Source organism: Mesorhizobium loti (genome assembly GCF_013170705.1).
Classification (GTDB): domain Bacteria; phylum Pseudomonadota; class Alphaproteobacteria; order Rhizobiales; family Rhizobiaceae; genus Mesorhizobium; species Mesorhizobium loti_D.
On record NZ_CP033334.1, the window covers coordinates 3,905,328 to 3,924,424 of the forward strand.

Below are 19,097 nucleotides of genomic sequence, written 5' to 3' on the forward strand. Positions count from 1 at the left end.
TATAGATGCCCGGTCTCAAGCGCGCCCAGGCTGAACGGATGGCCGCGGCGCGCCGCTAACCCGCCTGTTTCACGGACACCAGCCCATGCCCGCAAAGCTTTCCGTCAACCTCAACGCCATCGCCATGCTGCGCAACCGGCGCGACTTGCCGTGGCCCAGCGTGATCGGCATCGGCCGGCTCGCCCTTGCCGCCGGAGCGCATGGGCTGACCGTCCATCCGCGTCCCGACGAGCGTCACACGCGGCATTCCGACCTGCCGGAGATCCGGGCGCTGATCGACGACGAGTTCCCGCAGGCTGAATTCAACATCGAGGGCTATCCGAGCGAGGATTTCCTGGCGCTTGTGGAAAAGCATCAGCCCGAACAGGTGACGCTGGTTCCCGATGAGCCGGCACAGGCAACCTCCGACCATGGCTGGAACTTCGCCGCCGACGCGGCGTTCCTGACACCAATCGTCAGGCGCCTGAAGAAGGGTGGTTTCAGGGTGTCGCTGTTCTCCGATGCCGATCCCGCCGGCATTGCGGCCGCGCGCGATACCGGTGCCGACCGGATCGAGCTCTATACCGGTCCCTATGGCAGCTGCCATTCCGATTCCGCAAAGGCGGCCAACGAGCTGGAAAGATTGGGGAAAACAGCCGATGCGGCATCCGCCGCCGGTCTCCAGGTCAATGCCGGGCACGATCTGACGGTGGGCAATCTGCCCGCTCTGGCGAGGCGCATTCCGGCATTGGCCGAAGTGTCAATCGGACATGGGTTGACAGCCGACGCGTTGGAGTATGGCATGGCCGGCACGGTGGGTCGGTTTCTCAGGGCCTGTGGGTGGTAATGATGGCAGCCTCGCGCACCAGGCATGGCAGCCATAACGTGACGGTACTTGATATTGCATCGCAGCAAGCGTAGAGCACCGCGCGCTTATCGGAGTGTCGTCCATGGCCCTTGCCAATACTGGTAGTGAGGCAGAACCCGTCGAACAATCGAGCCATCCGGAAATCGAGCAGCACAGCACCAAGGTGCTGATGCTGGGCGCGCTCGGCGTTGTCTATGGCGATATCGGCACCAGCCCGATCTACGCCTTTCGCGAGGCCCTGGTGGCGTCTTCGGGCGGTCAGGTCGCGGAGCGTGGCGATATATTGGGCGTGCTGTCGCTTATCATCTGGTCGCTGACGATCATCGTCACCATAAAATACATCATGTTCGTGCTGCGCGCCGACAATCGCGGCGAGGGCGGCGTGCTGTCGCTGATGGCGCTGGCGCGCGGCAGTTTCCCGAAGCGCTCGGCGGTGATCCTGGGCGTCGGCATCGTCGGCGCCTCGCTGTTCTTCGGCGACGCCGTCATCACGCCGGCGATTTCGGTGCTGTCGGCGGTCGAGGGCATGAACGTCGTTACCCCCACCTTCCAGCCCTATGTCGTGCCGCTGACACTGGTGATTCTTGCCATGGTGTTCGCGGTGCAACGGTTTGGCACGGGCGGTGTGGGACTGGTCTTCGGTCCGGTGACCGCAGTCTGGTTCCTGGCTATCGGCCTGTCCGGGCTCAAGCACATCATCGCCGATCCGGAGATCCTGTGGGCGATCAGCCCGCACTATATCGTCGCCTTCCTGATTCATTCGCCAGATGTCGCCTTCGTCACCATCGGTGCCATCTTCCTCGCCGTCACCGGCGCCGAGGCTCTCTATGCCGATCTCGGCCATTTCGGCCGCAAGCCGATCGTGCTGGCCTGGCTGTCGATCGTGTTCCCTTGCCTGCTGCTCAACTATGCCGGGCAGGGCGCCTTTGTGCTGGCCAAGAACGGGGTGGTCGGCCATCCGTTCTTCGAGATGAACGAAGGCTGGATGCTTATCCCGATGGTGGTGCTGGCGACCGCCGCGACGGTCATCGCCAGCCAGGCGGTGATTTCGGGTGCCTTCTCGCTGACCAGGCAGGCGGTGCAGCTCAACATGCTGCCGCGGCTCGAAATCCTGCATACGTCGGAAAAACAGTCCGGCCAGATCTACATGCCGCGCGTCAACCTCTTGCTGGCGCTGGTGGTGATGCTGCTGGTGGTCGGGTTCGGCGAGTCCAGCAAGCTCGCCTCCGCTTATGGCATCTCGGTGACCGGCAACATGCTGGTGACGACAGTACTGCTCTATGTCGTCATGACGCGTATCTGGAAATGGCGGCTGAGGGTGGCAATCCCGCTGACCGCACTGTTTGCCTTAATCGACATCGGCTTCTTCGCTTCCAACATCGTCAAGGTGTTCGAGGGCGGCTGGGCCTCGCTGGCGGTGGCCTTCACCATTGTCACAGCCATGTGGACCTGGGTGCGCGGCAGCCGCTACCTGTTCGACAAGACCCGCCGTAACGAGATCCCGCTCGATTTCCTCGCCGGCAATCTGTTGAAGAAGAAGCCGCAGCTGGTGTCCGGCACCGCGGTGTTCCTGACCAGCGATCCGCTCAGCGCGCCGACAGCGCTCATGCACAGCCTGAAGCACTACAAGGTGCTGCATGAGCAGAACGTCATCCTTTCGGTGGTGACGGCGCCGCAGCCGGTGGTGCCCGATAGCGACCGGGTCAAGATGGAGACGGTCAACGAACTGTTCATGCGGGTGACACTGACGTTCGGCTACATGGAACAGCCCAATATTCCGCGCGCGCTGGCGATCTGCCGCAAGCAGGGCTGGAAGTTCGACATCATGACGACATCCTTCTTCCTGTCGCGCCGGTCGCTCAAGGCCTCGCCCAATTCCGGCATGCCGGTGTGGCAGGACCGGCTGTTCATCGGTCTGGCGCGCACGGCCGCCGACGCCACCGAATATTTCCAGATCCCGACCGGACGCGTGGTGGAAATCGGTACGCAGGTGGCGATCTGACGACCTTGATCGCCTCGACCTAAGCTGGTGGAGGGCGGGCATGAGCGGCGAATTGGTGCTTGTCACCGGCGGATCGGGTTTCCTCGGCGCCCACTGTATCCTTGAACTCCTGAAGGGCGGCTACCGCGTACGCACCACGGTGCGCAGCTCCAAGCGCGAAGCCGATGTGCTGGCCATGCTCAAGGCCGGCGGCATCGAGCCAGGCGACAGGCTGTCCTTCGCCATCGCCGACCTCACGAGCGACGCAGGCTGGCCGCAAGCCGTCGCCGGTTGCGACTACGTGCTCCATGTCGCCTCGCCATTTCCGCCGGGCGTGCCCAAGCAAGAGGACGATCTGATCATCCCGGCTCGCGAGGGTGCGCTGCGGGTGCTGCGGGCGGCGCGGGATGCTGGCGTCAAACGCGTCGTGCTGACCTCGTCCTTCGCGGCCATCGGCTATGGCAAGATGCCGCCCGGGCCGTTCACCGAGGAGAACTGGACCGATCCGACGGCCAAGGTCAGCGCCTATGTGAAGTCGAAGACGCTTGCCGAGCGCGCGGCCTGGGATTTCATCGCTGCCGAGGGCGGCAGGCTGGAGTTGGCGGTCGTCAACCCGGTCGGCATCTTCGGACCGGTTCTCGGCGCCGACCATTCGACCTCCACCGAATTTGTCCAGCGGATGATGAACGGCGCCATGCCGGGGTTGCCGCGTCTGTCCTTCGGCGTGGTCGACGCACGCGACGTGGCGGACCTGCATGTGCGTGCCATGACCAATCCAGCCGCCAAGGGCGAGCGCTTCCTCGCGGTATCAGGCGACTTCATGACCGTGCGGGAAATCGCGCAGACCGTGAAGGCGCGGCTCGGCGACGCGGCGTCGCGCGTCTCGACGAGGCAGCTTCCCGATTGGCTGGTGCGGATCGTCGGATTGTTCAACGCCGAAGCCGCGCAACTGGTTACGGAACTGGGCAAGGTCAAGAATGCCACCAACGCCAAGGCGGTGCGTGTGCTCGGCTGGGCGCCGCGCTCGCGCGAAGACGCGCTGGCCGCCACCGGTGAGAGCCTGGTCCGGCTCGGCCTGCTCAAGACATCGAAGTAGCGCGGCGGGAGGGTGACCTCCCACCGCTCTGGTTTCAACCAGCCAGCGCGGCTTTGTTGGCTTCCAGGAACTGTTTCAGCGATACCGACTTTCGACCGGAAAGCGTCTCGACCGAATCCGTCACCATGCCAAGGCCGCCGGCGCGCGTGGCGGCGTCGAATGACACCAGAAGCTTGGCGATCGGCTCGGGAAGCCCTGCGGCCTTCATGCCCTCCGTCAGTGCTTCATCGGAGAGCTGGACGACCTGGATCGGCTTGCCGGTAGCTTCGGTGACAAGCGCGGCGACTTCGGCTGTCGTATAGGCCTTGGGGCCGGTCAGCGTGTAGGTCTTGCTGTCAACGGTTTGCGAGGCCAGCCCCGCGGCTATGGCCGCGGCGAGATCGTCGCGCGCTCCATAGGAAATGGCGCCGTCGCCCGCGGACGTATACCATTGGCCCGATGCGAGGATCTGCGGCACCGCCATGAAGAGGTTCTCGTCGTACCAGCCATTGCGGAAGATCGTGTAGGGGATGCCGCTCGCCTTGATCGCCTGCTCGGTATCGTAGTGGTCAGGCGCGAAGAGGACCGGCGAGCCCGGCTCAGTGTTGGGCAAGGAGGTGTAGAGCAGATGCTTGACACCGGCTTTTCCGGCAGCGGCGACCGCCGCCAGTTGCTGCTCGCGACGCTTTCCCTGGATCGCCAACTCGTTGGTCGAGATGATGAGCGCCCGGTCGGCGCCTTCGAAGGTCTTTGGCAGCGATGCCGTGTCATCGAAGTCCGCCTGGCGGACGGTGACCCCGCGCGCTGCAAGATCCGCAAGGTTGGCGGGCGTGCGCGTGGTGGCGATGATCCGGGCCGCCGGTACCTTGAATGTGTCCAGCAGGTGGTTGATGACGCTGCGGCCGAGCTGGCCGGAAGCGCCGGTGACGAGAAGGGTTGCGGTCATGGAGGATCCTGACATTGCGCCGAAAGGCGGTTCGGTTGCTGGTCTCAAAAAGAGACCAGCACTAAAATAGGAATTGACCCGGTGCCGTAAAGAAGGCAGTTTTTGGGGAGGTAGGCACAGGCAGGGAACCAGCCGTGGACAGCAAGATCATCAATCTGAAATCCAAACTCGACATCTACAAAGCCATGACCGGCGGCGGCAATCTCGCCGATTGCCCGGTCCGAGACGTCATCCAGGGGCTTAACGGCAAGTGGAGTTCGCTGTTGATGGCGGCGCTGGCCGAGCAGCCTTATCGCTTCGGCGAGTTGCGGCGGCTGGTTCCCGACATCTCGCAGCGCATGCTGACCCAGACGCTCTACGATCTGCAGCGCGACGGCTATGTGCATCGCGAAGTGTTCCCGACCAAGCCGCCGAGCGTCGAATATAGCCTCACCGATCTCGGGCGCTCGATGTTCGATGCATTGCAGCATTTGTTGCAGTGGGCCGAATTCAACCATGATGCGGTGCGCGCGGCACGGGCCGGCTTCGACGCAACACAGGCTTGAACAGCCGGACAGGGCCGGCGCCGCGACTTGATTTCGCACAGCGGCTGAAGGATTGTCCCGGCCAGTTCGGCTTGGGGGCATCAGCATTTCCTACGACATCGCAATTGCAGGCGCCGGCCCGGCGGGGCTGGCCATGGCGCTTTATCTCAAGCGGGCAGGGCACAGGGTCACCATCTTCGAGCGCTTCGAGAAGCCGAAGCCGGTCGGCTCCGGGCTGATCCTGCAGCCGACCGGCTTGACGGTTCTGGCCGATCTCGGCCTGCTCGACGATATCATGGCGCTTGGCGCTCGGATCGACCGGCTGCATGGCGCCGATGCCTGGACCGGCCGCACCGTGCTCGACGTTCGCTATGATGCCCACCGCGGCCGCCGTTTTGGGCTGGCGGTGCACCGGGCGGCCCTGTTCGGTACGCTTTTTCGCGCCGCCCGGCGCGAGGCGATCGTCATCGAGACCAGCGTCGAGATCGAGACCATGGAGGCCGGCGAACGGGCGACGCTGATCTGTGGCAATGGACGACGGGCAGGGCCGTTCGATCTAATCGTCGACGCCAGCGGCTCACGCTCGAAACTGCGGCAGAGCGTGGCCAATGCAGGTGCGCCACGGCCGCTCAGCTATGGCGCGTTCTGGGCATCGCTCGGCTGGCGCGGCGAAGGGTTTGACGAGCACGCGCTCTTGCAGCGCTACGACAAGGCCAGCGTGATGATCGGCGTGCTGCCGATCGGCCGGCCGGAGCCCGGCGCCGAAAAAATGGCGGCCTTCTTCTGGAGCCTGAAGCCTGATGATGCCGACGCGGTGCGCGCTGCCGGCCTCGACGCCTGGAAGGAGAGGGTGGTGCGGCTGTGGCCGCAAAGCGAGGCGTTCACCCGCCAGATCGACAGTTTCGACCAATTGTCGCTGGCCCGCTACGGCCACCACACGATGAAGCTTCCGGTCGGCCGAAGATTGGCCGTCATCGGCGATGCCGCGCATTCGACCAGCCCGCAGCTTGGGCAAGGAGCCAACATGGCGCTGCTCGACGCGGCGGCGCTCAGCCATGCGCTGGCACGCACGCGGAGCGTCGAGGCAGCACTTGAGGCCTATGCCAAGGCGCGGCGCTGGCACGTGCGTGTGTTCCAGGCGCTGTCGCTGGCGTTCACGCCGTTCTACCAATCGGATTCCGTGGCGCTGCCCTTCATCCGCGACAGGCTGGTGGCGACCATCGCAAAGATCCCGCCGGCGCCGCGGCTTCTGGCTTCGATGGTCGCCGGCACGGTGATCGATCCGTTCAGGCGGGCAGGGCTGAGGGAAGCGCGATGGGATTTCGGACAAAATCCAGGTCATGGTACGACTGCATCATAGAGTTTTCGCCAAGCCGATCCGCGTGAACACAGTGATGTCCATAGCCCGAGGTCCGAGAGGCCTGATGCGCGTTGCGGCTTCGATGCTGGCGATGTTGATCGTCGCGCTGTCTATGCCGAAGGCATACGCCCAGACGACAAGCCAGCCGGGCCAACAGCACCCATCGGACGGCCAGGCCGCGCTGGCCGCCCGCATCGACGCTGCCTACAGACTGATGATGGACGCGGGACGCTTCGACGAAGGCTATGCGCAATTGCGGGCAGCGCTGCTCGCCACCGCCAGAAGCGACCTCTACGAATTCACCGTGGAGAGTTACTCGAACGCGGGCGCGACTTTCCTCAACAACCAGATCCTCGACGAAGCCGAGGAGATTTTTGCCGAGGGGCTGAAGACAAGGGCCATGCGGCAGGATGTCGCCAAGCGCGCCGACTTTTATCTCAACTACGCAATGCTGAAGCAGGCGGAGAAGGATTATCAGGGCTTCGTGTCAATGTGCGCGACAGCCACCAACTTGTACGCCCACTATCACGGCAAGGAGTCGCAGGAACTCCTGTATGCCAACGACGTGTTGGCGACCGGGGTCGCGGCGTTCGGTCAGATCGCTTCAGCCATCAACATCGAGCAGCGCAATCTGAAGTTGGCCGAGCAGGTAACCGGTACCGATGATCGTTTCATCTGGAAACTGCAGAACAATCTGGCCGACATGCTGCGCCAGATGGGAGCTCCGACACGCGCCTTGCACTATGATCTGGCCGTTCTGGAGAAGCGGATCGGCTACTACGGCCCGGACCACTTCAACGTTCTGGTCAGCGCCAACAACACCGCGCAGGACTATCTGGACCTTGGCAAATACGACGAGGCCTTGCGCCACTTCCAGCAGAACCGGGACATTGCCGTCGTTCTCAAGCAGGAAGGCAATCTGGTCGAACAGGCCGATGCTTGGGTGCTCTATACCAGGGTGCTCTCTGGTGTGCAGCCGCTCGATCAGCCAACGCTGGCACAGTTGCGGCAACTGACCACCGACCCGAACTATCCCGAGATACTGGCAATCAAGATCGCCAACCTGCTGGCCGCGCATTTCACTGCCGTGGGCGACACCGAAAGCAGCATGGCCCAACTCGAACGGGCCTATAGCGTCGCCGGATCGACTTACGGGGTGGTGCATCCGCTGACATTTGCCGCGCGCCAGGCGATGGCCAATCTCAAGGCAAGGAGGAATCCTGCCGCCGCGGCCGCCGATTTCGCTGCTCTCGACGATGACATGCTGCGTTGGAATTGGTTCCAGGTGAGCACATCAGGCAATCCCGTCGTTGCCGAGGCGAGCCGCGCCCTGGCCGACGACATGCTCTACGACTATGCGCGCCTCGCAAAGGACAATGCGTCGGTGGTGCCGGCGTTTGCCGAAGCCGTGCGCCGCTGGCCGACGCTTGAAAATAAAAAACGCGACCTGTTGCGCAGGCTATACCGCCTGATCGATCCGAACGATCTGGAGACACGGCACTTGATCGAGGCCGGGATCCGGCTGTCCCTGGCCTATCAGGAGGCGGCTTCCAGTGGTGACAGTTCCGATGATCCGGGTGCGGTGCAGCCCGACCAGGTTGAGGCGGCGTACCAGAAGGCCATCGCCAAAGCCATGGCCAAGTACAGTTTCAGCCAGGGCCTGGTGGACAAGCCGCTACCTTCTGCCGGCACCCTGCTGAAGCCAAACCAGGCGCTGATCGATTACTTCATCACCCGCAAGTGGCGGGCGGATCGGGAGAGCGCCGAACCGCTGGAAGACGAGCGCCTCTATGCGATCGTCACGCGCAAGGACCAGCAGCCGCGCCTCTACGATCTCGGCGATCCGCGCAGGCTCATCCCGGCCGCTCGCGAAACACGCATGGCAAACCTGAGGTCGACGCGTTCCGCGCAGGAGCGCGGTGCCGTGACGTTGGTCGACCTGAACGCCACATTCACCGGGCTTTATGCCGGTCTGATCGGACCGCTGGAGCCGTCGCTCGGTGGCGCCGACACGCTCTTCGTGGTGCCGGACGGCAAACTGTTTTCGGTGCCGTTCCCCCTGCTGCAGGACGGCAAGGGCGCGACGCTTGATGACCGCTTCGCCGTGCGCATGCTGACGCGGCCGGAATCGCTGCTGAACGCCGGCGTCGGCCAGAGTCTTCCCAGGACCGGCAGAGCCCTGCTGGCCGGCGGGTTGGACTATGCGCGAGGTCCCGAAAAGGGGGCGGAGCCGTTGCCGGGCACCCGCAAGGAGGTGGATGCGATCGCCTCGATCCTGCGCGCCGATGACTATTCGGTCCATATGCTGACCGGAACGGCGGCCAGGGAGCGGACGCTGCGCGAGGCTATGGAGCAGGCGACGGTCGCGCATCTGGCCACCCACGGCGCTTATCGTGACGAGAAAGAGGGCGGGGTGGGCGGCGTGAACGCCCTTTGGCAGAGCCAGGTCGTGCTGTCGCAAGCCGGAGACCGGCAGTCGATGAAACGTGACGATGATGACGGCCGGCTCTATGGCATGGAGCTGATGAGCTGGGATCTGTCGGGGCTCGACCTGCTTGTCCTGTCCGCTTGTGAGACGGCGCGAGGCCAGGAGACATTCGTCGGTGGCTTGCGTGGCCTGCCGACGGCAATCAACATCGCCGGCGCCAAGCGCTCGTTGCTGACGCTGTGGCCGGTGGACGACGCCGGTACCGCCGCCTTCATGGTCGGGTTCTACCGTTATCTTGCCGACGGACAGACCTATCCGGAAGCACTTCGCCAGACCCGCCGCGATGCCCGCGCAGGCAAGATACCGGGCGCCCAGGATCCGAGGGTCTGGGCCGCCTTTGTCATGTTCGAGAACTGAGGCCGCTCAAGGCGAGTGATTGCTCGCGGGCGCTCACGCGGATCGCGCCAACGCAAATGATCCGGCTGCATCGCTTCGGCGGATGAGGCTCGACAGGAAAGATCCCTTCGCTTGCAGGAAGGCATGCAGGCGTTGCGGATAGTCCGGCGCCACGGCGTTCCTGATCGACGGTCGATCATTCAAGGCTTTCCGCCAGGCCTGGACGCGCGGCTTGCCGTCCAGGATGCCGAAATCGCCGATCCGGTCGAAAGCGTCTAGGTATCTGAAAATCGGCCCGTACACCGCATCGACGAGCGAGAACCGGTTGCCGGCGAACCATGGGCCGCTCCGGTCGGCGTTGTCAGCGAGTTCGGCTTCGAGGCGCTCAAACATGGCGGATAGCGCACCGGATTCGGCAAGGAAGCCGGCTTCGGCCGGGGCTGAATAGAAGCGACCGATGGCGTTGAGGATGGCCGAGCCGTATTCGATCCAGGCACGGTGCCGGGCACGGGCGTAGGGATCGGCCGGGTGGAGAGCGCCGGCCTGCGTTTCCTCCAGGAATTCGAGGATGACCGCGGATTCGAAGACCATAGTCTCCTTGCCATCTTGCTGAACGCGCAGCAGCGGCACCTTGCCGAGCGGCGAGATCGCCTTGAACCACACAGGCTTGTCGGCGAGGTCGATGTCGACGCGTTCGAACGGCACGCCTTTCTCGGCCAGCGAGATCGCGGCGCGTTGGACATAGGGGCACAGAGGATGGCTGACGAGAACGAGTTTGTCGGACATGATTTGCCTTTCGATAGTCAATGCAATTGCATCTATGTAGATGCATATGCATTGATCGTCAAGCTTGATGCATTTGCATCTATCGCCTAAAGGTAGGCCATGACCGAGAAAGCCACGCCTTCGCCGGAGGCCATCAAGGCCTGGGCTCGCCTGATGCGTGTTTCGCGCCAATTGGTGGAGCGTGCCGAAGACGCCCTGAAAGAGGGCGGCCTGCCGCCGCTTGCCTGGTACGATGTGCTGCATGAGCTGGCCGAGGCGGGCGAGGGCGGGTTGAGGCCATTTCAATTGATCGAGCGCACCCTGTTTGCGCAGTACAACATTTCGCGGCTACTGGCGCGGCTTGAGGCCGACGGCCAGGTCGAGAAGCTGCCGGTGGCGGACGATGGCCGCGGCCAGACCATCCGCATCACAGCCAAGGGGCGCGAGACGCGCCGCCGGATGTGGGCCGTTTACGGGCGGTCGATCGCCGAACTGGTTGGCGCCAGGCTTTCACCGGACGAGCTGAAAACGGTGTCGGCCCTGCTTGGCCGGCTGCGTCATCCGCCTGCCGGCGATTGAGCATGGGCGCTGCGCGCGTTTCGCGGATACTAGCGGATATTTTCGTCATATCCCCTTGCGCCGAGTATCGGATTGCGCAATATGCCGAACCGTAACGTACGGTACGGCTTCCGGGTGACCCCAAGGCCTCTACCTGTGAACAGGAACAAAGCGTGTTGCTGGCAAACGCCGACATCGACAACAGCCAGGCGCTGACGGAGCGGCAGAAGGCCGTTCTGGATGCGGCGTTGCGGCTGCTGGTCGAGGAGGGCGATCATCTGACCATGACCGCCGTGGCGCGGCGGGCCAGTTGCTCCAAGGAAACGCTGTACAAGTGGTTTGGCGACCGTGACGGGCTGCTGACGGCGACCGTGCAGTGGCAGGCCTCCAAGGTGCGCGTGGCTTCCGTCGACCGCAAGGGGCTCGACCTTGCCTCGCTGACGGCAAGCCTCGAGCGCTTCGCCTCCGACTGGCTCAAGGTGATCTCCAGCGACACCTCGATCGCGCTCAACCGGGTGGCGGTCGGTCATGCCGGGTCGGGCAAGGACAATCTCGGCGCTGTTGTGCTGGAAAACGGCCGTTTCGCGCTGGCGAAGCGGCTGAAGCCGGTGCTCGAGGCGGGGCGTCAGGCCGGGCTTTTGGAATTCACGGATGCCGAGACGGCGTTCCGTACCTTTTTCGGGCTGGTCGCCCGCGACGTGCAGATCCGTCTGCTGCTAGGCGACCGGCTGGAATTGACTGAGGCGGCGATCGGCGGCGATGCCGCGCGGGCGACGCAGCAGTTTCTCGCTCTTCATGGAGCAAAAACCGGCCGCAAGGCCTCTGATTTATAAAACGGGAAGGAAGACAAAATGCGTGTTTATTACGATCGTGATGCCGATCTCAACCTGATCAAGGGCAAGAAGGTCGCCATCATCGGCTATGGCAGCCAGGGCCGGGCGCATGCGCTCAACCTCAAGGATTCCGGCGCCAAGGAAATCGCCATCGGCCTCAAGGCCGGTTCGGCGACCGCCAAGAAGGTGGAGGCCGACGGGCTCAAGGTGATGAGCGTCGCGGACGCCGCCAAATGGGCCGACCTGATGATGATGGCGACGCCCGACGAGCTGCAGGCCGACATCTACAAGAACGAGATCGCGCCGAACATCCGCGACGGTGCGGCGATCGCCTTCGCGCACGGCCTCAACGTGCATTTCGGCCTGATCGAGCCGAAGTCGACCGTCGACGTCGTCATGATCGCGCCGAAGGGCCCGGGCCACACGGTGCGCGGCGAATACCAGAAGGGCGGCGGCGTGCCGTGCCTGGTCGCCGTCAACCAGGACGCTTCGGGCAATGCGCTCGACCTGGCGCTCTCCTACGCCTGCGGCGTCGGTGGCGGCCGTTCGGGCATCATCGAGACCAATTTCCGCGAGGAATGCGAGACCGACCTGTTCGGCGAGCAGGTCGTGCTCTGCGGCGGCCTGGTCGAATTGATCCGCGCCGGCTTCGAGACGCTGGTGGAAGCCGGCTACGCGCCTGAAATGGCTTATTTCGAGTGCCTGCACGAAGTGAAGCTGATCGTCGACCTGATCTATGAAGGCGGCATCGCCAACATGAACTATTCGATCTCGAACACCGCCGAATGGGGCGAGTATGTCTCGGGCCCGCGCATCATCACCGCCGAGACCAAGGCCGAGATGAAGCGCGTGCTGAAGGACATCCAGACCGGCAAGTTCACGTCGGAATGGATGCAGGAATACCGTGCCGGCCTGTCGCGCTTCAAGGGTATCCGCCGCATGAATGACAGCCACCAGATCGAGGAAGTCGGCGCCAAGCTGCGCGCGATGATGCCGTGGATTTCCAAGAACAAGCTGGTCGACAAGGCCAAGAACTGAGCCGATCCACGTTTCTTGCCTTTGCGCGTCCTCGGGCTTCGCCCTGCGGGCGCGCGGGGATCTCGAAGAACGTCGACAAGGCCAAGACCTGAGCGAAATCCACGCTCGACAATAAAAACGGCGCCGTGAGGCGCCGTTTTTCATTTCCGGATCGTCCAGCCAACTTACCTATAGGGCGACCAGCACTGCTGGCGGGGACCGTTATAGGGCTGGAACGTGTTGTCCCAGGCGCGATACGACCGGTAGCGGTTGTAGCACCATTGCACATGGGCGTTGGAAAGCCGTCCGGCGCGATAATAGCGGCGCGGCGGCGGCGCATAGTAATCGTAGTTGTTGTAGTTGTTGTACATGCTGCCAAGGCCGAGCCCCAGGCCCAGGCCAAGGACCGCGGCGGCGCCGTCATCATAGTAGCCGCCGTGGTAGTGGCGGCGGCCATGGCGCCAGCGCCAGTTGTCGCCGCCGTTCCAGTTGCCGCCACCATTCCAGTGCCGGTTTCCGTTCCAATGGCCCGACCGGCGCCAGCGCCAGTCATCGTTGAAGCCACGGTTATTGTTGTTGCCGCCGGCCCAGCTGTCGCGAACCGGCGTGACCGTCGGCGCCGCGGTGCTCGTGGGAAGCGACAGGTCCGGCTGCAGGATCGGTCCGGCGGCGGACGGCGCCGTGATGCCGGAGACGATGCCAAGGGCTATCAGCCCGGACTTGATGGTGGAAGAAAAGAGCGAGTTCATTGCACTCTCCAAGAGATACAGCCCCACGCCTACCCTGGGAATGGGCCCAATGTGGATGTTAGCGTCTGAACGGCGGATGAACGGAAAGGTTCCGTCAACCATGGCGCGAATGCCGTCAGGACCAACCGATCCCTGCTTGTGGTCCTGCGATCTTGTTTTCTGGCGCTCTTGCAGGCAAAGGTCAGGGCATGTCGCTGCGCCTTGCCACCTTCAATGTCGAGAACCTGATGAACAGGTTCGATTTTTCCGGCTACCGCAACCAGCTCAACGAGGATCGGACGCTGGCGCTGTTCGATATCCAGAGCGAGGCCGAGTACAAGATGCTGGAACAGGCCCGCGCCATCGCGCAGTCCGACGACACGCGCCAGCTCTCGGCGTTGGCGATCGCCGCCACCCGGGCCGACATCATCTGCATGCAGGAGGTCGACAATATCGAGGCGCTGAAGGCCTTCGAATATGGCTACCTGTTCAAGATGGTGGGGCAGGGCTACCGGCAGAAATACACCACATCAGGCAATGATTCGCGCGGCATCGACGTCGCCGTGATGATGCGCAACGAGACCGCGCAGGGACAGCCGATCGAATTCGTGCGCATGACCAGCCATGCCTATGTCACCTACGAGCAGTTCGGGCTGCATACGCCGGAACTGGCGGCCCTCGGCAGCCAGGCCAATGAACGCATTTTCCGGCGCGACTGCCTGGAAGTCGACATCACCGTGGGCGGCCTGCCGCTGACGCTTTATCTCGTGCATTTCAAGTCGATGGGTCCGGCGCGCAACGGGCTTGACGGACGCGAGGCGACGATGCCGGTGCGCATGGCCGAGGCGCTGGCCGTGCGCCGGATCATCGAGGAGCGCTTCGGTGGCGACCATGCCGCCGACAAGCGCTGGGCGATCTGCGGCGACATGAACGATTACCGGCAGCGCGTGAAGATCGCCGGCGACGATGTCGACGGCTACCGTTTCGAGGTGGTTGACGAGAACCAGTCCTGCATCGACGTGCTGACGGCTGGCGGCTTCTGCGAAAATGTCGTCGAGCGGCGGCCGGAAATGAACCGCTGGACCTTCTATCACACACGCGGGCCTGAAGAGCGGCATCTTTGCCAGCTCGACTACATCCTGCTCTCCAGGGGACTGGCGGCGAAGAATGCCACCGCCGTTCCCGACATCATCCGCAACGGCCAGCCCTGGCGCACGATCTTTCCGGCGGGCCAGGAGGTCGAGCGCTTCCCGCGTGCCGGCTGGGACCGGCCGAAAGCGTCCGACCATTGCCCGGTGGCGATCACGCTGGACATGGCTTGATAAAGGGACTGGGGCTTGATTGGCATGAGTTTCGACCTGCCGCGCAATGTCATCCTGGCGGTCGATGCCGTCGACGTCCGGCTCGACCCCGGCCCGCATCCTTTCGCCAAGGATAATGCGGCGGCGATCGCCGAGAACTGGCAGCGCGAGATGGCAGCCAATCCCGCGCTGTTCGACGGCACGGTGGTGCTGCTGTCGCAACTTGCCTGGCGCGACAACCGCCTCGTCGGCCGCTGCCATGCGGTCAACTACTCCACCTTCATGCTCTGGCGGAAGCGGCCGGAGAATTCCGGCGCCGAGCACGCCTATGCCCATGCCGTGCTGGTGGCGGGCGACAATGCGCTGGTGGCGATCCGCATGGGGCCGCGGACGGTCAATGCCGGCCGTGTCTATTTCGCCGCCGGCTCGTTCGAGCCTGTCGATTTCCACGACGGGATGGTCGATGTCGATTTCAACATGATCCGCGAGGTGCGCGAAGAGACCGGTATCGACCTGACGGATGCCAGACGCGGCGTGCGCTGGCACGCCCTGTCGACAGCAAGCGGCACGGTGATCTTCCGCCGCTATCATGTCGATGACCCGGCCGATGAGGTCGCGCGCCGGATCTCGGCCTTCGTTGCCGCCGAAACCGATCCGGAGATCGAAGGACCGGTGATCATCCGCCACGCCGCCGACCTGCCGGAGGGGCTGTCGCCGCACATGAAGCCGCTGATCGAGTGGCATTTCGCCAACAGCTAGATTTGTCTCCGTCTTGATTCCGATCTCGCTGCTGGCGATACGCCAGACCTTCTCGTCGGGATATGTTCCCGTGTTGACCTGGGGTGGCCTGCGCGGCGGCGTTTCGGTGGCGCTGGCGCTGTCCTTGCCGGACAGCGCGGCCAAACCCGTGCTGCTGCCGCGACCTACGCGGTGGTGACCTTCTCGATCATCGTGCAGGGACTGACGATGAAATGGGTGATCGGCAGGACGACGGACCCGGCCAACGTGTAGCTTGCCCGGTTTTTCACAGGCCTTGTCGGCGCGGCGTGTGCCCGGCCGCGCAGGCAAGCGCCCCAGGGTTGGGGATAGCCGTTGAAGCTGCTGCCTATTCGTGCCGTAGCGCGTCGATCGGATCGAGCCTGGCGCCGCGCATTGCCGGGAAGAAGCCGAACACCATGCCGATCAGCGCCGAAAAGCCGACGGCGAGCAGAATGACGGCCGGGCTCGGCGCAAAGGGTATCGTCAGCGTCAGCGAGGCGAGGCCGGCCAGTGCCAGGCCGATCAGGATGCCGATGATGCCGCCGAGCAGCGACAGCACCGTCGCCTCGACCAGGAACTGGATGAGGATATGTTTCTCGTGCGCGCCGATGGCGAGCCTGATGCCGATCTCGCGGGTGCGTTCCGTGACCGAGACCAGCATGATGTTCATGATGCCGATGCCGCCGACCAGCAGGCTGACGCCGGCGACGGCGCCGAGCATGCCGGTCATCGTGGTGGTGGCGCTGGCCATGGCGTCGGCGATCTGCGTCATGTCGCGGATCGCGAAATCGCTCTCGCGGTCGGGCGTGATCCGGCGCGCGTCGCGCAAGATGTCCTCGACACGCGGCTGCAATTCGCTGGTCGGCGTGCGGTCGTCGGCGGCGATGTAGATGTTGTCGATGTCGCGGTTGCCGGCGATGCGGCGCTGATAGGCGTGCAGCGGCATCAGCACCACATTGTCCTGATCCTGTCCGAAGCCCGTATAGCCCTTGGGCTCGAGCAGGCCGATGATCTTGCAGGAGGTGCGGTTGACGCGGATGATCTCGCCCTCCGGGTCGCCGGCGCCAAAGAACTGCTGGCGCACCGTCTCGCCGATCAGGCAGACGCCGGTGCCCGAGCGGGTTTCGGAATCGCTGAACGGGCGGCCGGACACCAGCTTCCAGTCGCGTGCGTCGAGATAGGCGCTGTCGGTGCCGGTGACACCGGAGGTCAGGCTTTCGGTGCCGAAGATGACGCGGACCTGCTTCTGCGAGGCCGGCGAGATGGCGCGCGCGCCGGTCAGATGCGCGACCAGTGCGGCAAGGTCCTTCTCCGCCAGTGGCCGCACCACCTGGTCGAGCCCGCCCGGGCCGCCGGGACCGGCCGGGCGACCGGCACGGACGACCAGCAGGTTGCTGCCGAGCTTGGAGATGTCGGCCTTGACCTTCTGCGTGGTGCCGGAGCCGATGGTCAGCATCGCAATGACGGCGGCGACACCGATGACGATGCCGAGCAACGTCAGGAACGAGCGCAGTACGTTGCGGCGGATCGAGCGCAGCGAGAGGCGGACGGTTTCCCAGATCATGATCAGGCCACCTCGACATTCATGGTGTCCGAGGCGACGTGGCCGTCGAGGAAGCGGATGGTGCGCTCGGCATATTCGGCGACGTCGGCCTCATGCGTGACCATGGTGACGGTCAGGCCGAGCTCCTTGTTGAGCTTCGTCAGCAGTTCCATGATCTCATGCGTGCGGGCGGTATCGAGGTTGCCGGTCGGTTCGTCGGCGACGAGCAGCGTCGGGCGGGTGACGATGGCACGCGCGATCGCCACGCGCTGCTGCTGGCCGCCGGAAAGTTCCGCCGGCGTATGATGCTCGCGACCGACCAGGCCGACCTGGGCGAGTGCTTGCATGGCAAGGTCGCGCCGCTCGCGGGCGGCGACGCCGCGATAGATCAGCGGCAGTTCGACGTTTTCGGCGGCCGTGGTGCGCGCCAGCAGATTGTAGCCCTGGAAGACGAAGCCGACATAGAGGTTGCGCAGCATGGCGCGGCGGTTGCGGTCGAGCCGGCCGGCGTCGACGCCCATGAAGGAGTAGGTTCCGGCCGTCGGCGTGTCGAGGCAGCCGATGATGTTCATCGCCGTCGATTTGCCGGAGCCGGACGGCCCCATGATGGCGACGAATTCGCCGCGCCTGATGGCAAGGTCGACTCCGGCCAGCGCATGGACCTTGGCTTCGCCCTGGCCATAGCTCTTCCAGACCTTGTCGAAGGTGATGAGCGTCGCGCTAGCGGCCACGGCCGTCAGCTCCGCGGCTGCGAGGCGGTGATGACCTGCGCGCCTTCGTCCAGGCCGGAGGTGATCTCGGTCAGTTCGCCATCGGTCGAGCCGATCTTGACGTTGACCGGATGCGGCCGGCCGTTCTCCAGCACATACAGCGTGCGCGAGCCATCGGTCGGGGTCGTCGCCTGGCGCTGGCGGTTGCCGCCCGGACGACCCATGCGGCCGGTGAACAGGTCGCTGAGGCTCCAGCCACGCGCGGCCTGCTGCGCCGGGCGGTAGCGGAAGGCGGAGGAGGGCACGGTAAGCACGCCCTTGGCCTCCCTTGTGACGACGGAAACGGTGGCGGTCATGCCGGGCCGCAGCAGCAGCTCGTTGTTGTTGACCTCGAGCCGCGCATTGTAGGTGACGACGCCGTCTGTCGTGACCGAGGCATAGGAGATGTCGCGGATCTCGGCATCGAACGGCCGGTCGGGGAAGGCATCGACGGTGAAACGGGCATGCTGGCCTGTCTTGACGGCGCCGATGTCGGCCTCGTCGACCGCCGCCACCAGTTCCATGTTACGCAAATCGGCGGCGATGACGAACAGCACCGGCGCCTGCAGCGAGGAGGCGACCGTCTGGCCGGGGTCGACCGAGCGCGTCAGCACGATGCCGTCGATCGGGGCATAGATGGTGCTGTTGGCAAGGTCGGTCTGCTGCGATTTGAGATCGGCATTGGCGATGGCGAGATTGGCCTGGGCGCTGTCAAGCGCCGCCTTGGAGCGGTCGCGCGTCGCGGTTGCCGCCTCGAGCGACTGGTCGGTCGCCATGCCACGCTTGGTCAAGGCGGCCGCGCGCACCAGCGCGCTTTCGTTTTCGGCCAGCGTCACCGTGGCGTCCTCGACATTGGCGGCCGCCACTTTCGCGGAAGCCTCGGCCCGTTCGATCTGGACCTGCAGCTTGGCGGTGTCGAGGGCCGCCAGCACGTCGCCCTTCTTCACCTGCTGGTTCTCGTTGACCGAGACCGAGCGTATGATGCCGGAAAGCTGGCTGGAAATATCGACCTGGGTGAGCGGCTGCAGCGTGCCCGTCGCCGAAACCTGGACGGTCAGATCGGCCTTGGCGGCCGGCACGGTGGTGTAATCGATCCTGGCGGGCGTGGCCGCATACCATTGATAGAGGCCAAGACCGGCGGCAAGCACGATCAGGGTCAGTAGCGCATAGAGCCAACCACGCCGGCGCGTCTTGCGCAGACCCTGTCGGTCGAGCCCAAGCGCCGTCTCGATGGCGGAATCCGATTCCGTCTTTGGCAGATTGACAATCTGGTCCACGTCGGACCCC

General features: G+C 64.4%; 18 protein-coding genes. 12 read left to right on the plus strand and 6 right to left on the minus strand.

Annotation, left to right across the window (positions count from 1 at the left end; all coding sequences use genetic code 11):
• Positions 1–85: 85 nt before the first annotated feature.
• The 3 genes from EB815_RS18980 (at position 86) to EB815_RS18990 (ending at position 3,924) form a co-directional block, all read left to right on the plus strand.
• Positions 86–826: a pyridoxine 5'-phosphate synthase gene (locus EB815_RS18980; RefSeq protein WP_056573004.1), complete on the plus strand. Its 741-nt coding sequence runs from the start codon at positions 86–88 to the stop codon at positions 824–826.
• 103 nt (positions 827–929) lie between these two features.
• Positions 930–2,849, plus strand: coding sequence for a potassium transporter Kup (locus EB815_RS18985; protein WP_056573000.1), 1,920 nt, complete (start codon positions 930–932; stop codon positions 2,847–2,849).
• 40 nt (positions 2,850–2,889) lie between these two features.
• Entirely contained in the window at positions 2,890–3,924 is a 1,035-nt protein-coding gene (locus EB815_RS18990) for an SDR family oxidoreductase (RefSeq protein WP_065005573.1), read from the plus strand.
• Positions 3,925–3,958: 34 nt separating this feature from the next.
• On the opposite strand, the gene EB815_RS18995 is transcribed toward EB815_RS18990, so the two are convergent.
• On the minus strand, positions 3,959–4,849 hold the full coding sequence (locus EB815_RS18995; protein ID WP_056572994.1) for an SDR family oxidoreductase: 891 nt from the start codon (positions 4,847–4,849) through the stop codon (positions 3,959–3,961).
• A 134-nt stretch (positions 4,850–4,983) separates the two neighbouring features.
• Here EB815_RS18995 and EB815_RS19000 point away from each other — a divergent pair, with 134 nt between their 5' ends.
• The 3 genes from EB815_RS19000 to EB815_RS19010 all read left to right on the plus strand — a co-directional run bounded on the left by EB815_RS19000 (position 4,984) and on the right by EB815_RS19010 (position 9,578).
• A complete protein-coding gene (locus EB815_RS19000) occupies positions 4,984–5,394 on the plus strand; it encodes a winged helix-turn-helix transcriptional regulator (RefSeq protein WP_056572991.1) in 411 nt (136 codons plus the stop codon).
• A 52-nt stretch (positions 5,395–5,446) separates the two neighbouring features.
• Positions 5,447–6,733, plus strand: a complete 1,287-nt coding sequence (locus EB815_RS19005) for an FAD-dependent oxidoreductase (protein WP_056572987.1) — start codon at positions 5,447–5,449, stop codon at positions 6,731–6,733.
• 64 nt (positions 6,734–6,797) lie between these two features.
• A complete protein-coding gene (locus EB815_RS19010) occupies positions 6,798–9,578 on the plus strand; it encodes a CHAT domain-containing protein (protein WP_065005574.1) in 2,781 nt (926 codons plus the stop codon).
• Between the two features lie 33 nt (positions 9,579–9,611).
• Here EB815_RS19010 and EB815_RS19015 read toward each other — a convergent pair whose 3' ends face one another.
• Positions 9,612–10,343: a glutathione S-transferase family protein gene (locus EB815_RS19015; RefSeq protein ID WP_056572981.1), complete on the minus strand. Its 732-nt coding sequence runs from the start codon at positions 10,341–10,343 to the stop codon at positions 9,612–9,614.
• A 99-nt stretch (positions 10,344–10,442) separates the two neighbouring features.
• Between EB815_RS19015 and EB815_RS19020 the strand changes: the two genes are divergently transcribed.
• The 3 genes from EB815_RS19020 to ilvC all read left to right on the plus strand — a co-directional run bounded on the left by EB815_RS19020 (position 10,443) and on the right by ilvC (position 12,751).
• Positions 10,443–10,901 carry a MarR family winged helix-turn-helix transcriptional regulator gene (locus EB815_RS19020; protein WP_056572978.1) on the plus strand — a complete coding sequence of 153 codons (459 nt, stop codon included), beginning with the start codon at positions 10,443–10,445 and terminating at the stop codon, positions 10,899–10,901.
• A gap of 152 nt (positions 10,902–11,053) precedes the next feature.
• Positions 11,054–11,713 carry a TetR/AcrR family transcriptional regulator gene (locus EB815_RS19025; protein ID WP_056572974.1) on the plus strand — a complete coding sequence of 220 codons (660 nt, stop codon included), beginning with the start codon at positions 11,054–11,056 and terminating at the stop codon, positions 11,711–11,713.
• Positions 11,714–11,731: 18 nt separating this feature from the next.
• Positions 11,732–12,751 (plus strand): ketol-acid reductoisomerase, encoded by a 1,020-nt coding sequence (gene ilvC / locus EB815_RS19030; protein WP_010910140.1) that lies wholly within the window; start codon positions 11,732–11,734, stop codon positions 12,749–12,751.
• Positions 12,752–12,915: 164 nt separating this feature from the next.
• On the opposite strand, the gene EB815_RS19035 is transcribed toward ilvC, so the two are convergent.
• Positions 12,916–13,479 (minus strand): BA14K family protein, encoded by a 564-nt coding sequence (locus tag EB815_RS19035; RefSeq protein ID WP_056572971.1) that lies wholly within the window; start codon positions 13,477–13,479, stop codon positions 12,916–12,918.
• 188 nt (positions 13,480–13,667) lie between these two features.
• Here EB815_RS19035 and EB815_RS19040 point away from each other — a divergent pair, with 188 nt between their 5' ends.
• Genes EB815_RS19040 through EB815_RS34140 form a run of 3 tightly spaced genes read left to right on the plus strand, consistent with a single transcriptional unit; the run spans position 13,668 to position 15,696 of the window.
• Positions 13,668–14,780, plus strand: coding sequence for an endonuclease/exonuclease/phosphatase family protein (locus EB815_RS19040; RefSeq protein ID WP_056572968.1), 1,113 nt, complete (start codon positions 13,668–13,670; stop codon positions 14,778–14,780).
• Between the two features lie 24 nt (positions 14,781–14,804).
• Positions 14,805–15,518, plus strand: coding sequence for a hypothetical protein (locus EB815_RS19045; RefSeq protein ID WP_056572965.1), 714 nt, complete (start codon positions 14,805–14,807; stop codon positions 15,516–15,518).
• 13 nt (positions 15,519–15,531) lie between these two features.
• Positions 15,532–15,696, plus strand: a complete 165-nt coding sequence (locus tag EB815_RS34140) for a hypothetical protein (protein ID WP_155772525.1) — start codon at positions 15,532–15,534, stop codon at positions 15,694–15,696.
• A 168-nt stretch (positions 15,697–15,864) separates the two neighbouring features.
• Here EB815_RS34140 and EB815_RS19055 read toward each other — a convergent pair whose 3' ends face one another.
• The 3 genes from EB815_RS19055 to EB815_RS19065 are packed head-to-tail and all read right to left on the minus strand — an operon-like array spanning position 15,865 to position 19,087.
• Positions 15,865–17,082, minus strand: a complete 1,218-nt coding sequence (locus EB815_RS19055; RefSeq protein ID WP_056572962.1) for an ABC transporter permease — start codon at positions 17,080–17,082, stop codon at positions 15,865–15,867.
• A 2-nt stretch (positions 17,083–17,084) separates the two neighbouring features.
• Positions 17,085–17,792, minus strand: coding sequence for an ABC transporter ATP-binding protein (locus EB815_RS19060; RefSeq protein WP_056572959.1), 708 nt, complete (start codon positions 17,790–17,792; stop codon positions 17,085–17,087).
• 5 nt (positions 17,793–17,797) lie between these two features.
• Positions 17,798–19,087 (minus strand): efflux RND transporter periplasmic adaptor subunit, encoded by a 1,290-nt coding sequence (locus tag EB815_RS19065; protein ID WP_056572956.1) that lies wholly within the window; start codon positions 19,085–19,087, stop codon positions 17,798–17,800.
• Positions 19,088–19,097: the final 10 nt, after the last annotated feature.

Bases quoted from the DNA above. Each gene is read 5' to 3' on its own strand.
- EB815_RS18980 (WP_056573004.1), top strand. From the start codon at position 86: ATGCCCGCAAAGCTTTCCGTCAACCTCAACGCCATCGCCATGCTGCGC.
- EB815_RS18985 (WP_056573000.1), top strand. From the start codon at position 930: ATGGCCCTTGCCAATACTGGTAGTGAGGCAGAACCCGTCGAACAATCG.
- EB815_RS18990 (WP_065005573.1), top strand. From the start codon at position 2,890: ATGAGCGGCGAATTGGTGCTTGTCACCGGCGGATCGGGTTTCCTCGGC.
- EB815_RS18995 (WP_056572994.1), bottom strand. From the start codon at position 4,849: ATGACCGCAACCCTTCTCGTCACCGGCGCTTCCGGCCAGCTCGGCCGC.
- EB815_RS19010 (WP_065005574.1), top strand. From the start codon at position 6,798: ATGCGCGTTGCGGCTTCGATGCTGGCGATGTTGATCGTCGCGCTGTCT.
- EB815_RS19015 (WP_056572981.1), bottom strand. From the start codon at position 10,343: ATGTCCGACAAACTCGTTCTCGTCAGCCATCCTCTGTGCCCCTATGTC.
- EB815_RS19020 (WP_056572978.1), top strand. From the start codon at position 10,443: ATGACCGAGAAAGCCACGCCTTCGCCGGAGGCCATCAAGGCCTGGGCT.
- ilvC (WP_010910140.1), top strand. From the start codon at position 11,732: ATGCGTGTTTATTACGATCGTGATGCCGATCTCAACCTGATCAAGGGC.
- EB815_RS19035 (WP_056572971.1), bottom strand. From the start codon at position 13,479: ATGAACTCGCTCTTTTCTTCCACCATCAAGTCCGGGCTGATAGCCCTT.
- EB815_RS19040 (WP_056572968.1), top strand. From the start codon at position 13,668: ATGTCGCTGCGCCTTGCCACCTTCAATGTCGAGAACCTGATGAACAGG.
- EB815_RS19045 (WP_056572965.1), top strand. From the start codon at position 14,805: ATGAGTTTCGACCTGCCGCGCAATGTCATCCTGGCGGTCGATGCCGTC.
- EB815_RS19055 (WP_056572962.1), bottom strand. From the start codon at position 17,082: ATGATCTGGGAAACCGTCCGCCTCTCGCTGCGCTCGATCCGCCGCAAC.